Raw genomic sequence first — 13,043 nt, forward strand, 5'->3', positions numbered from 1 at the left:
GCACGGGAATCCATTCAGGGGGAAACATGGCGGGGAACTTTTACGGCGGCGACGTCGCCCAGTTGCGGCAGCTCGCCAAGGACCTGGCAGGCGGCGCCACCAGGCTGAACCTGCTCGGCCAGCAGCTCACCAGCGTCATCGGCACAGGCACCTGGAAGGGGCACGACGCCCAGCGCTTCCGCAGTGACTGGACGTCATCGCATCTGAAGCTGCTGAAGTCGGCAACAGCCGGGCTTGAGTCGGCCTCCAAGTCGCTGCTAGCCAATGCGGACGAGCAGGAAAAGACCAGCAATAGCGGCGGTGGCGGTTCTGGCGGCAGCGGCCCCGGGGGCAGCGGTTCGGATGAAGGCGCCGCCCAGGATCTGACTGACCGCTTGAACGGCATGACTCCTGAAGAACGCCAGGAATATCTCAGCAGCGACGAATTCAGGCAATGGGCCCTGGACAACCCTGAGGGTGCCAAAGCCGCCATGGACGCCGCCGCAGACTCCGGCCTGATCGAGAAGAACTCCGAAGAATACGCGGATTTCCTCAATTCCTATTGGAACAACCAGGCCATGCTGGACATGGGCATCGACCCTTCCAGCTGGGACACGTCCAAGGGCACGGAACACAACTGGGAGACCATAAAAAAGGTTTACGACTTTTACGGCCAGGCCTACTTGTCCAATCCGGACCTGCAGTGGGCCGGGATGGCCAACATGATCGGCCCATCCTTCGCGGGCGGGTTCAAGGACATGGCCATGCTGCGGGACCTTGCGCAGCAGATCGCGGACAATCCGGCCTCGGACGTCCCGCTTCCCATCCTTGACGAGATCGAACAGCTCGCCGGGATGACCGACGCGGAGATCCGTTACTACGAAACCAGCATGCTGGACATGAACAAGGAGATCTTCCTCGACCAGGCCCGCCAGCACGAGGCCTACATGAACGGCGGAATCGACGAGATCAACCGGCTGCAGGACTCCGGCGCCATTGATTCCAAAACTGCCGAGGCCTGGGCCAACATCGATTCCGGCGACCCCGAACGGGTCCAGGAGGGAAACACCTCCCTGCTCTACCGCGAACAGAACGAGATCATCGCGGACGACTACGACAACATGCGCAACCACCCTGGCGGGGAAGCCGTGACGTACCTGGTCACGCTGGCCGGCGAGCCGTCCATTCCCGGGGCGAAGAGCTACCCGGAGGTCTTCCCGTACAGCTTCAGCGTGGAGAGCCCCGGGCCGGAAAACGTGCCGTTCACCAACTGGGACAACCCCACCCAGTTCCGTACGGACTTCACCACCGGCTTCCCGGACGGGAACATCTCCAACGCCGACCAGCGCTGGGAACTCATCAGGCAGGACACCCTTCCGGCCTACCAGGACCTCCTTGCGACGGATCCCGCACGGGCTGAGCAGATCATCGCCTCCGACTTCAACGACCGCGTGGACCAGTACAGACCAATTAACAATATCCCCGGCATCATGGACCGCTTTGTGGATGGCTTCGGCGCGGAGGTGCACCAGTGACCCCCACCAGCGCAACCCCAGTTTCGCGCCTGAGGCGGCAGGCCGCCGTCGTACTTCTTGCACTGTCCGCTTGCCTCGCCCTGGCCGGCTGCCAGATCAGCGGCACCGCCACCGAACCGACCTCTCAAGGGAGCACCATGAGCACCTCGGAATTCTCCACCCTCGACGCCGCCGGAGTGGCCGCCATCCGGGAGTCCAAGACCGCACGACTGGACATGAGCTCGGGACGGCTGGAAAAGGCTGCTGTACGGGTCACCGAAGACAGCTACGGGCCCGAAATCAACACCCGGGACTCGGGAAAGATCAAATTCACCATCGTTGCCCCGAGCGGCGAGATCAGTGGGGAAACGGACCGGATCCGATTCAACACCACTGACAAACGGCCGGACTTCAGCGAGGTCACTTACTTCCTCACCGCCAACTCCCCAGACGAGTATTTTGAGCTCATCCGGGACGGCGTGGAGCGGTACGGGGTCGACGCCGACTCCGCCGAGCGCTGGATCGCCGGCGCCCAGCGGGACCCGGAACGAAAGAGCGACTTCTCCATCACCTCGGGGACGGACACGGGGCTGGAAGTGAACTACGACCTCCGCTACGACGGGACCAAGGAAACCCAGGTGATCATCGTCCATGTCAGCCCTGCGGCCTAGGCAGAAGGGCATGGGGACCGCCGGCGCGACGAGGACGCGCGCTACACCGGCGGCCCTGCATTGGACTTCAGGTTCTTCATCACCAGCGTGGACGTCAGCCGCTCAACCCCGGGCAGTGACGTGAGCTCGGCATCGTAGAAGCGCTGGTAGGCCGGCAGGTCCTCGGCGATGACTTTCAGCAGGTAGTCCGGAGAGCCGAAGAGCCGCTGCGCCTCCACGATGTTGGGGTTGTCCGCCACCCGGTTCTCGAAGATCTCCATGGTGGAGCGGTCCACCTGGCGCAAAGTGACAAACACAATGGCCTCGAAACCCAGCCCGACGGCGGCCGGATCGATGTCCGCCTTATAGCCGCGGATCACGCCCGATGTCTCCAGGTCCCGGAGCCTCCGGTGGCATGGCGCCACCGTGAGCCCGACCTTCGCGGCCAGCGCCGTGGCAGTCATCCGGCCATCCTCTTTGAGATGGCGCAAGATATTCCTATCAATATGGTCAATCACGCAAAAATCTTACCAAAACCAGGCCGCAGGCGGCGAAAATGGTAAGCACTTATGGCCGGATACTTCATAAGGTTTGTCCTGTACCTAATCGGACAGGAGCCCGCCATGAATCCCCAGTTGTTTGTCGCCTTTGTGCTGGTGGCCGTCGCCCTCGCCTGCACCCCCGGCGTGGACTGGGCGTATTCCATCACGGCCGGTCTGCGGCAGCGCAGCTTTGTCCCGGCCGTCGCCGGACTTTGCGGCGGCTATGTCCTGCATACGCTGCTGATGGTGGCAGGCCTGGCGGCCCTGCTGTCCGGCCTGCCGGGCGTCCTGGGCTGGCTTACGGTGGCCGGCGCGGGCTACCTGCTGTGGCTGGGCGTCAGCACCCTCCGCTCCTGGCGCGGCGCCTCCTTCAGCGCGGCAGGCGCCGTCGGGAAGCCCGCAAACCAGCTCCGCACCTTTCTGCAGGGCATAGGCACCAGCGGCATCAACCCCAAGGGGCTGCTGTTCTTTGTGGCGCTGGTGCCGCAGTTCGTCAGCCCGGAGGCCTCACTCCCTGTCCCCGTGCAGTCCGGCCTGCTGGGCCTGACATTTGTCCTGCTGGCCGGGACCGTCTATACGTGTGTGGCGCTGCTGGCGCGCAAGCTCCTGCAGTCCCGGCCCGGCGCTGCGCGGACGGTCACACTGGCCAGCGGCATCATCATGGTCGCCTTGGGCGTTGCCCTCCTCGCAGAGCAGCTGGTTCCGCTGGTTGCCGGGCTCACGCAGCAAGCCTAGGTTTTGCGCTCCATAAACCATTCCGTGAACTCCGCGGCCCGCCCGTCCGGCTCAAGGCGGATGACCCAGAGGTTGTCGTAGCTGGGGCCGTCACCGAGGTAGTCCGTGAAACCCTGCACGAAGGCCAGCTCGCCGTCGGTCCCCAGCCCGCTGTCCGCCCCCAGCAGCGTCCAGTCGAAGGTCCACTTCCCGGGGTCGTCCGCCGCCTCCAGCCAGCCTTCCACGATCTGCTCGCGCCCCCGCCACGCATCGGCATCGTGCGGCCGGGTGGCGTACACGGCTTCCTCGGTGAACAGGGCCCGGATGTCCTCCGGGTTGTTGGTGGTCCACGCCGCGATGTACTTTTCCATCCAGGACCGGAGTGCGTCGCTCATGCCTCCGTTGTACTCCGGGGCCGGGGGCACCACAAGCCTATTTCCCGTCCAGGTTTTCCCACTCCTGCTCCCAGAGCCGGCGCTCGTCAACGTCCTTGCGAATGACTTCGAATGTCTCCAGCTCCGCCGGCCGGCCGCGGAGCCAGTCCCGCGGGTTAAGGGACTTGCGGCCGTTGTCCAGCACCAGCAGGGCACGGTCGGTGAGGGCATCGTTGCGGAGCACCACGTCTGTCTTCCGACGGCGGAGGACCTCCTTCAGCGCGTCGTGCGCTTGTCCGTGGGCGCCGAGCCGCCGCAGCGCCCGCCCCCGGAACAGCAGCAACGCCGCCGAGAGGTCATCGGAGTTCAGCAGCCCCTCCGTCCAGATCACCACTTCCTTGTCGCGTCCCAGCGCGAACGCCAGCGCGCAGCGTGCCAGCGCTGAAGGCAACGACGGCGGCAGCCCGGCCGCCGTCTGCAGCGCGGCTTCCAGCTGGCCCGTCTCCCGCAATGAGTGCGACAGGGCCAGGAAGACCGACTCCTGGCTGAACAGCACAGGGACTTCGATGCGCTCGGCAACCTCCACCCGGGTGACCACCCGCGTGAGGTACGTGGCCGCATACTGGTTGGCGTCGTCGTCGTTCCTGATGAACAGGCCCCGCTGGAGGAGTTCGGACGCGCGTAGGTACCCGCCGTGCTGGTACGCCAGGAGGCCCGCCATAACGGAGCAGAGCCCGGCCCAACCCGGATAGGCCCGGCCCGCGGCGATGAGCCGCTCGGGTTCCCTGCTGGTGAAGATGGCCTCGTGCACGGCCTTTGCCGCTTTGCCGGGCATCCGCCTGAGCCTGGGGACCTCGCCGTCCACGGCGATCAGCGCCGCGTCCCGGCCGCCCAGCACACCATGAATCAGCCCGCCCACGCTGCCCGCGAGTTCCCGGACGGGCGTTTGGAACTGCACGTTCCCGAACGGCGTCAGGTCCCGGGCGTCCCGGTAAATCGGTCCTCTGGCATCCCCCGCGGTCATCCCTCCATGCTACGTGGCGGGCCTGCGCGAGCCCTACGTGGCGGCGGCGACCCAGAGCCCGATCACCCAGGTGCTGGCCGCCAGGCACGCCAGCCCGAACTCCACCAGCATGCCCAGACCGGTAGCCTTCAGGGCAGCCCAGCTGGTGGACGTTGCCGTGCCAAAGTTCCGGGTACGGAGGAATTCGCTGAGCAGCAGGCCCACGGCGAACCCCACAAAGAGGCCCACCACCGGGATGATGAACATGCCGGCCACACCCGCCGCCAGGCCGATCACCACGCTGCGGTTGGGGATGCTGTGCTGCCTGAGCTTCCGTCCGGTCAGGACCGCACTGGCAGCCATTCCGGCAAGCACAAACACCATTCCCACCGCGAAGACCACCCAGCCGGCGGTTCCGGCACCGCCCCAGATGGCCCACGCCAGCAGGCTGAGCCCGATCAGGAAGCTGCCGGGCAGGATGGGGATGATGGTGCCCGCCACCCCCACCAGGATGGCCAGGCCGCACAGGATGCTCACCACGGTTTCGGAGTTCATGAGCCCCAGTTTAGGGCGGCACGCCGGTCACCTTCGCCGTTTAACGCCCGACGGCGGCGCGTCCCCTGCGCGGGGAGGCACCGCCGTCGGGCGTTGGGTCAGGGTGTGGCTGCGGAGGCTACTCGGCTTCCACGGCGGCGGCGACCGCGGCCGTCACGGCCGGGGCGACACGCGGATCAAGCGGGCTGGGCACGATGTAGTCAACGGAAAGGTCAGCTTCCGCGAGTTCGGCGATGGCCCGTGCTGCAGCAAGCTTCATGGCAGGCGTGATCCGGCGGGCACCGGCGTCCAGCGCACCGCGGAAGATTCCGGGGAAGGCCAGGACGTTGTTGATCTGGTTGGGGAAATCGCTGCGGCCGGTGGCCACCACGGCGGCGTACTTGGCGGCCACCTCGGGCAGGACTTCGGGGTCCGGGTTGGAGAGAGCGAACACGATCGAGTCAGCGTTCATCAGCTTCAGGTGCGCCTCGTCCAGCTTCGAGGAGGAAACCCCGATGAACACGTCAGCGCCAAGCAGCGCTTCTCCCGGCCCGCCCGTGACGCCGCGCGGGTTGCTGCGCTGTGCCATCTGGGACTTTTTGCTCTGCGGGTCTGCGGCGATGTCGGCCCGCTCCCGGTTGATGACGCCCTTGGAGTCGAGCAGGACAACATCCGTGATGCCGGCGGCGAGCAGGATTTCGGCGACGGCGATGCCTGCGGCTCCGGCGCCGGAAACCACCACGCGGAGGTCTGCCAGTTCGCGGCCGGTGACCTTGGCGGCGTTCGTCAGGGCGGCGAGGGCCACCACGGCGGTGCCGTGCTGGTCATCGTGCATGACCGGGCAGTCCAGGGCTTCGATGAGCTTCTCTTCGAGTTCGAAGCAACGCGGGGCCGAGATGTCCTCGAGGTTGACCGCGCCGAAGCTGGGGCGGAGACGGACCAGGGTTTCCACGATCTCGTCAACGTCCGTGGTGTTCAGGACCAGGGGAATTGAATCCAGCTCGCCGAAGGTCTTGAACAGGGCGGACTTGCCCTCCATCACGGGCAGTGAGGCGGCGGCCCCGATGTTGCCCAGGCCCAGCACCGCGGTGCCGTCGCTGACCACTACCACCAGGCGCTGCGCCCAGGTGAGGGTCTTGGCGAGTTCCGGGTTGTTGTGGATGGCGCGGCTGACCTCGGCGACCCCGGGGGTGTAGGCGATGGACAGGTCGCGCTTATTGGACAGCGGGACCGTGCTGGTCACCGAAAGCTTCCCGCCCTGGTGGGCGTCGAAGATCTCGGCCTCGGTCAGGGCAGCAGCTGCTGAATTGTCTGTCGGTGCGATTACGTCAATGGACACGTCGTTGTCTCCTGGGGCTAGCCGTGGGCGCACGGCGCAGAAAGGCTCAAGCACAGGGAGGCTCAAGGTGGTCTAATTCGGCGCTTCGTGGGCCCAGAGGTGGCGGGCCCGGTGTGAAGCCCTGCAGATGCGGGTTGTCAGCCACTCCGGTCCTGCAATACTAAGCACCGCCGGCGGGCAAAAAAGTGCAGCCGCGGCGTAAACGTGCATGCTAAATCGTTTAATCGGGCATATTTGTGACCCACGTCACGGCATAAAGACGTCTTTATTGGCCTGCTGGTCTAGACCGGTTACGCCGATCGGTGGGCGGCCCGGGCACCGGCAGCCACCGGAGCGAGCAGCGTGCAGGCCTTTTTGAGGTCCTCTTCGGCCTCAAACAACGAAAGCCGGCGGTTGCGGACGGACTGGACCAGACCAGTGACGGTCAGCAGGAGCACCCGGGCCGCTACGGCGTCGTCGGAGGCGGTGGCCACCGCCGTTTCGCTCAGCGCGTCGATTTCATGCAGGAGTGCGGTGGTGTCCCTGTCCTTGAGGTAGACGCAGCGGCTCAGGCACTGCTCGACCGCCGGCTGCATCACCCGCATATGGAAGATCTCCATGACCACGCCGGTGAGGGCCTTGCCGCCGAAGCTGGCCGCTGACGTGCGGGCCCGGCCCTGAAGTTCGTCCAGCTGCTGGCGGTAGAGGGAGAGCATCAGGTGGTTGGCCGTGGGGAAATAGCGGTAGACGGTTCCCAGCGGCACGCCGGACTTTTCTGAAATTTCCGCGAGGTCCACGGACTCCAGCCCCTTGCGGGCAAACCCTGCGGCAGATTCAAGGACGCGCGTGTACCGCAGCCGCTGGCGCGGGGTGGAGGGCCGGGCGGCCATGGACGGATGGGCTGAAAGTGTCTCGGGCATCAGGATTCCGGGGTTGTGTTCTTATGGTGCAGCGGCAGGGAGAGTCCTCATCCCGTGGGCCTGCAGTCCGCCTCAACTATACGGCACGGTCAAATGCCGGAGTCAGTCGACCCCCTTGATTTTGACCACGAACACGGCACCCAGCAGGCCGATGACGGCCGCCGTGGTGAACAACGTGACGTACCCGCCGAGGTACGTCACGGCGAGGAATGCGAGGACGGGCGCGAACACCTGCGGCAAGGAGTTCGCCACGTTGATGATGCCCATGTCCTTGCCCCTGTCTGCGGCCAGTGGCAGGACCTGGGTCAGCAGCGCGAAGTCAACGGCAAGGTAAGCGCCGAACCCTACGCCCAGGATGCCGGCTCCAATGAGGGCGCCGGTCCACACCGGGAAGAAGGCCATTGTCAGTCCCGCCGCGGCAATGATGGCCGAGGACCCGATCACAAACGGCTTCCGCCGGCCCAGCCGGTCGCTCCACGGCCCCGCTATCACCGCAGTAATCATCACCATCACCGCGTAAATGCCGGTCAAGGTCAGAACCCCCAGGGCCGGGTCCTCGTGCTTGAGGACGTCCCGGAGGAAAAAGAGCAGGTAGACAATGGTCATCTGGTTGCAGACGTTGACCAGGAAGCGGGTGAGCCAGGCCCATGCAAAGTCCGGGTGGCGGGCCGGGCTGATCCAGAAGCCGCGCAGGAAGCTGCCCCACGAGAACGGCGGCCGGAGCTCCCTGGGCAGCGGCGGATCATTCCGGTGCAAGAGATACGGCACCACGGAGAACAGCAGGGCGGCCGCACACATGGTGTACCCCACCATGAAGTTTCCCGAGACCACCGCCCCGAAGACCGCGCCGAGGAAGACGCCCCCCGTCTGGCCCAGCGCGGCCAGGCCGCCCACGCCACCGCGCTGCAGCACCGGCACCCGGTCCGGGACGGCGGCGGTGATGGCGGCGTAGGCGGCGTTGGCGCCCAGCTGGACCAGGCACCAGAACAGGACCATCAGGGCAACAGCAGTAGCACCGGACATCGCCAGCAAGGCGGCGGTTGCCAGGACGGCGCCGGCCAGGACCCAGGGCGCACGCCGGCCGAAGCCTGAGACCGTCCGGTCTGACAGTGCACCGAACAGCGGATTGGCCACCAGGGACACGGCGGCGCCACACATTGTTACGAGGGTCAGGATGGCTTCCTTGTTGGCCTCGTCAATGCCGATGGCCTGCTGGCCGATAAAAATGTTGAGGGGACCGAAGAAGGCGGCGTTAATGCCGACGTTGACCAGCACCAGCCCGGTGACCCAGCGCGCGGTGACCTTTTGCGTCGGCTCCGCGAGCGCCGCCGTCGAGCTTTCCCGGCCCGCTCCGGGAACCGCCGCAGCGCTGGGATCCGGTGCTGCGGGTGTATCGGACAGGCTCATGCTGGTTCCCCCTGGAACGGTTGGTGATTCTGAAAATCAGACTATCGTGGGCTTCATCGCCCCGCTTGTCATACGGAGCATGGCTTGTGCGGCTATGGACAGCGCGCAGCCCACCCCAACACTGAATACCTGGAGATCCAATGACCGCATCTGCTGCAGGCAACACCACCAACCCCGTCAACACCGCCGATCTGTACGACGAGCGCGGCGAGGAACTGGCGTCCGTATCACTTCAGTTCCAGTCACTCGGCGGCCGTTCACACTTCAGCGGCCCGGTGCGGACCATCCGTTGCTTCCAGGACAACGCCCTGGTCAAGTCCACGCTGGCCACCCCCGGCAACGGCGCCGTGCTGGTGGTGGACGGCGGCGGTTCGCTGGGCACCGCCCTGATGGGGGACATGATCGCCGAGAGCGCCGTGGCGAACGGCTGGGCCGGCGTCGTAATCAACGGCGCCATCCGCGACCGTGAGGCGATTGCCCAACTTGATCTTGGCGTCAAGGCGCTCGGCAGCAACCCGCGCAAGAGCGCCAAAGCCGGCGCCGGTGAGGTTGATGTGGATGTAGTGCTCGACGGCGTGACCTTCCGTCCCGGCGTCACGGTCTGGTGCGATCCGGACGGCATCCTCGTGGAGCGCTGATCGAGGTCCCCGGCTGTGGGGGGTGGGGCGGCTGCGGCTGCGGAAGAAATATCTGGCAGCGGGAATGAAACGGGAACTAACATAGTTACTGAAAGCAACTATCGAGCGTGATCCCTAAAATCTTTCCTGGAGAAGCCATGTCCAAAACAACCGCTGTGCGTGCCGCCGGCGAAACCCTGACACAGCGTCAGATCGTCACCGTGATGGTGGGGCTGATGCTGGGCATGTTCCTGGCATCCCTGGACCAGACCATCGTGTCCACCTCCATCTACACCATCGCCAACGACCTCGACGGGCTGTCCCTCCAGGCGTGGGCCACCACCGCCTACCTCATCACCTCAACCGTCAGCACTCCGCTGTACGGCAAGCTGAGCGACATTTTCGGCCGCCGTCCGCTGTACCTGATCGCCATCGTCATTTTCCTGGTCGGCTCGCTCTACGCCGGCTCAGTGCACTCCATGACGGAACTGGCCATCGCCCGCGGCGTCCAGGGCCTGGGCGCCGGCGGCCTGCTGGCCCTCGCGCTGACCATCATCGGGGACATCGTGTCCCTCAAGGACCGGGCCAAGTACCAGGGCTACTTTATGTCGGTATTCGGCATCTCCTCCGTGCTCGGCCCGGTGGTGGGCGGCGCGTTCGCAGGGTCGGCCAACATCCTGGGTTTTGACGGCTGGCGCTGGGTCTTCTTCATCAACCTGCCCATCGGCCTGGCGGCCCTGGCCGTGGTGTTTATGTTCCTGCACCTGCCTGCCAAGCACGTAAAGCAGAAGATCGACTACTTCGGCGCGGCCGCCATCACGCTCGCCATCGTCCCGCTGCTGCTTGTGGCGGAACAGGGCCGCAGCTGGGGCTTCACATCGCTGAACTCGTTCCTTTGCTACGGCTTGGGCGCGGTGGGCATCATCTGGTTCCTGCTGGCTGAAAAGCGCGCCGGGGACTACGCCCTGATCCCGCTGCGGCTCTTCCGGAACGCTACTTTTGGCCTGTCCTCGCTGCTGAACTTCATCATCGGCATCGGCATGTTCGGCGCCATCGCCATGCTGCCCATGTACCTGCAGCTGGTCAAGGGACTCACACCCACCGAGGCCGGCCTGATGATGATCACCTTCACGCTGGGCATCCTGACCGGCTCCATCACCGCGGGCCGCACCATTTCGGCGTCGGGCACGTACCGGATCTTCCCCATCGTTGGTACGGGCATCCTCACCGCCGCCGCCGTGACCATGGGCCTGACCCTGGGAGTGGACACGGGGCTGTGGGTTCCCGGCGTAATCGCCGTGTTCTTTGGCATGGGCCTGGGTTTCTGCATGCAGCCGCTCACGCTGGCCATGCAGGTCTCCGTGCCTCCGAAGGACATGGGTGTGGGCACGTCCTCCGCCGCGTTCTTCCGCTCAATGGGCGGCGCCGTGGGCACGGCCGTGTTCATCTCCATGCTGTTCAGCCTGGCCGCGAGCAGGATCGCCGACACGATGAAGTCCGCCATGTCCAGTGCCGACTACCAGGCCGTGCTGCGCGACCCGGCCGTGGCCGCGGACCCCGCGAACGCCAAGCTCTACGAGTTCTTCCAGAACGGGGCGTCGAACGAATCGCTCAACGACACCAGCTGGCTCCACTCCGCCAACAGTGTGCTCACCCGGCCCATCACCGAGGGGTTCGCGTACGCGATCGACACTGTGATGATCACCGCGGCCGTCCTCACCGGGATCGCGTTCCTGATCAGCTTCGCACTGCCGAACAAGAAGCTGACGGACCCGAAAGTAGCCCCGCGGGGAGATGCAGCTGCGGTGCCGGCCCACTAAGCCGCCTCCCCTGAAACAGGTAGACGACGACGGCGGCGCACCCCGCCGTCGTCGTCTGCCTGTTTCGCAGGGCAAGAGTTCCTGAGTGGAACCGCGGGCGGTGACGTGCCACACTGTTTAGCGCGTGTGCACCGGCCTCTGAGCCGGTACCGCAGCCGACGACGTCCGCACCCGCATTTACCCACCCCCAAACCCAGGGAGCATCATGCCCACCGCCAAGGAGCAGACAACCGCCAAGATCCCGCAGCGGGTGATCTGGCTGGCGCTCGCAGGCGCGGTGGGCGGGTTCCTGTTCGGCTTCGACTCGTCCGTGGTGAACGGTGCAGTGGATGCCATCAAGGATGAGTTCGCGCTGTCCGAGGCCGTGACCGGCTTCGCCGTGGCCGTCGCCCTGTTGGGCTGCGCCGCCGGTGCGTTCCTCGCCGGAAAAGTCGCCGACCGCTACGGCCGCATCCCCGCCATGAAGCTGGGCGCGGTGCTGTTCCTGGTCAGCGCCGTCGGAACCGGGTTCGCCTTCGGCGTCTGGGACCTGATCTTCTGGCGCCTGGTGGGAGGCCTGGGCATCGGCCTGGCCTCAGTGATCGCCCCGGCCTACATTTCCGAAATTTCGCCGCGGCAGGTCCGTGGCCGGCTGGCCTCGCTGCAGCAACTTGCCATCACCACCGGTATTTTCGCCGCACTCCTGTCCGACGCGCTCTTCGCCACCACCGCCGGCGGCGCGGACCAGGCGTTCTGGCTGGGCCTGGAAGCCTGGCGCTGGATGTTCCTCGCCGCAGCGGTTCCCGCCGTGGTGTACGGCTGGATCGCCTACACGCTCCCGGAATCCCCGCGGTTCCTGGTGTTCCAGGGCAAGGAAGACGAAGCCCGGAAGGTCTTCGACTCCATCGCCCCGGCCGAGGACACGGACCGGCACATCCGCGAGATCCAGGACGCCATCGAAGAGGACAAGCTGTCCGGCCAGAAGGGCTCGCTCCGCGGCAAGACCTTCGGCCTGCAGGCAGTGGTCTGGGTGGGCATCGTCCTCTCCGTCCTGCAGCAGTTCGTTGGCATCAACGTGATCTTCTACTACTCCACCACGCTGTGGAAGGCCGTTGGTTTCCAGGAGAAGGACTCGCTCACCATCTCGGTGGCAACCTCCATCACCAACATCCTGGTCACGCTGGTGGCCATCGCGCTGGTGGACCGGATCGGCCGCCGGCCCATTCTCCTGGCCGGTTCCATCGGCATGGCGGTTTCACTGGGCACCATGGCGCTGGCGTTCTCCGCGGCCGTCGGATCCGGCGAAGAGATCTCCCTGCCGGGCGCCTGGGGTCCGGTGGCCCTCGTGGCGGCCAACGTGTTTGTGGTCAGCTTCGGCGCGTCCTGGGGCCCGCTGGTCTGGGTCCTCCTTGGCGAGATCTTCCCTTCCCGGATCCGTGCCCGCGCCCTGGGCCTGGCCGCGGCCGCGCAGTGGGTGGCCAACTTTGCCATCACGCTGAGCTTCCCCGTGATGGCCGCCGCTTCCCTGCCCCTGACCTATGCCATGTACGCGCTGTTCGCGGCGGCCTCGTTCTTCTTTGTGATGTTCAAGGTGCCCGAGACCAACGGCATGTCCCTGGAACAGGCCGAGACGCTGTTTGTGCCCAAGGGCTCCAAGAAGGCATAACGCCCC

At 65.8% G+C, this 13,043-nt stretch carries 13 protein-coding genes; 6 read left to right on the top strand and 7 right to left on the bottom strand.

The features are described from left to right. Positions 1-26: 26 nt before the first annotated feature. Together ACZY0Q_RS18460 and ACZY0Q_RS18465 are read left to right on the top strand one after the other, a co-directional pair. Entirely contained in the window at positions 27-1,514 is a 1,488-nt protein-coding gene (locus ACZY0Q_RS18460; protein WP_463918983.1) for a WXG100 family type VII secretion target, read from the top strand. Then, a complete protein-coding gene (locus ACZY0Q_RS18465) occupies positions 1,511-2,164 on the top strand; it encodes a hypothetical protein (RefSeq protein ID WP_463918984.1) in 654 nt (217 codons plus the stop codon). Before ACZY0Q_RS18460 ends, ACZY0Q_RS18465 begins: the two co-directional genes overlap by 4 nt. A 41-nt stretch (positions 2,165-2,205) precedes the next feature. On the opposite strand, the gene ACZY0Q_RS18470 is transcribed toward ACZY0Q_RS18465, so the two are convergent. Further along, on the bottom strand, positions 2,206-2,661 hold the full coding sequence (locus tag ACZY0Q_RS18470) for an Lrp/AsnC family transcriptional regulator (RefSeq protein ID WP_463918986.1): 456 nt from the start codon (positions 2,659-2,661) through the stop codon (positions 2,206-2,208). 105 nt (positions 2,662-2,766) lie between these two features. Here ACZY0Q_RS18470 and ACZY0Q_RS18475 point away from each other — a divergent pair, with 105 nt between their 5' ends. After that, a complete protein-coding gene (locus ACZY0Q_RS18475; RefSeq protein WP_463918988.1) occupies positions 2,767-3,420 on the top strand; it encodes a LysE family translocator in 654 nt (217 codons plus the stop codon). Here the strand turns inward: ACZY0Q_RS18475 and ACZY0Q_RS18480 are convergent. From ACZY0Q_RS18480 to ACZY0Q_RS18505, 6 genes are all read right to left on the bottom strand, one after another. After that, a complete protein-coding gene (locus ACZY0Q_RS18480) occupies positions 3,417-3,794 on the bottom strand; it encodes a YybH family protein (protein ID WP_463918990.1) in 378 nt (125 codons plus the stop codon). The genes ACZY0Q_RS18475 and ACZY0Q_RS18480 overlap by 4 nt on opposite strands. A 37-nt stretch (positions 3,795-3,831) precedes the next feature. Continuing rightward, the gene (locus ACZY0Q_RS18485; protein WP_463918992.1) at positions 3,832-4,797 is read right to left on the bottom strand and encodes a hypothetical protein; all 966 of its coding nucleotides are present in this window, start codon (positions 4,795-4,797) and stop codon (positions 3,832-3,834) included. 33 nt (positions 4,798-4,830) lie between these two features. Beyond that, positions 4,831-5,331, bottom strand: a complete 501-nt coding sequence (locus ACZY0Q_RS18490) for a DUF456 domain-containing protein (RefSeq protein WP_463918993.1) — start codon at positions 5,329-5,331, stop codon at positions 4,831-4,833. 118 nt (positions 5,332-5,449) lie between these two features. Further along, positions 5,450-6,649, bottom strand: a complete 1,200-nt coding sequence (locus ACZY0Q_RS18495) for an NAD(P)-dependent malic enzyme (protein WP_463918995.1) — start codon at positions 6,647-6,649, stop codon at positions 5,450-5,452. A 290-nt stretch (positions 6,650-6,939) separates the two neighbouring features. Beyond that, the gene (locus ACZY0Q_RS18500; RefSeq protein ID WP_463918997.1) at positions 6,940-7,548 is read right to left on the bottom strand and encodes a TetR/AcrR family transcriptional regulator; all 609 of its coding nucleotides are present in this window, start codon (positions 7,546-7,548) and stop codon (positions 6,940-6,942) included. Positions 7,549-7,650: 102 nt separating this feature from the next. Further along, positions 7,651-8,955: an MFS transporter gene (locus ACZY0Q_RS18505; RefSeq protein WP_463918999.1), complete on the bottom strand. Its 1,305-nt coding sequence runs from the start codon at positions 8,953-8,955 to the stop codon at positions 7,651-7,653. 140 nt (positions 8,956-9,095) lie between these two features. On the opposite strand from ACZY0Q_RS18505, the gene rraA reads away from it, so the two are divergent. From rraA to ACZY0Q_RS18520, 3 genes are all read left to right on the top strand, one after another. Then, positions 9,096-9,593, top strand: coding sequence for a ribonuclease E activity regulator RraA (gene rraA / locus ACZY0Q_RS18510; protein ID WP_463919001.1), 498 nt, complete (start codon positions 9,096-9,098; stop codon positions 9,591-9,593). 137 nt (positions 9,594-9,730) lie between these two features. Next, positions 9,731-11,392, top strand: coding sequence for an MDR family MFS transporter (locus tag ACZY0Q_RS18515; protein ID WP_463919002.1), 1,662 nt, complete (start codon positions 9,731-9,733; stop codon positions 11,390-11,392). Between the two features lie 205 nt (positions 11,393-11,597). Next, positions 11,598-13,037, top strand: coding sequence for a sugar porter family MFS transporter (locus ACZY0Q_RS18520; RefSeq protein WP_463919004.1), 1,440 nt, complete (start codon positions 11,598-11,600; stop codon positions 13,035-13,037). Positions 13,038-13,043: the final 6 nt, after the last annotated feature.

Source organism: Pseudarthrobacter lactosi (assembly GCF_055412785.1).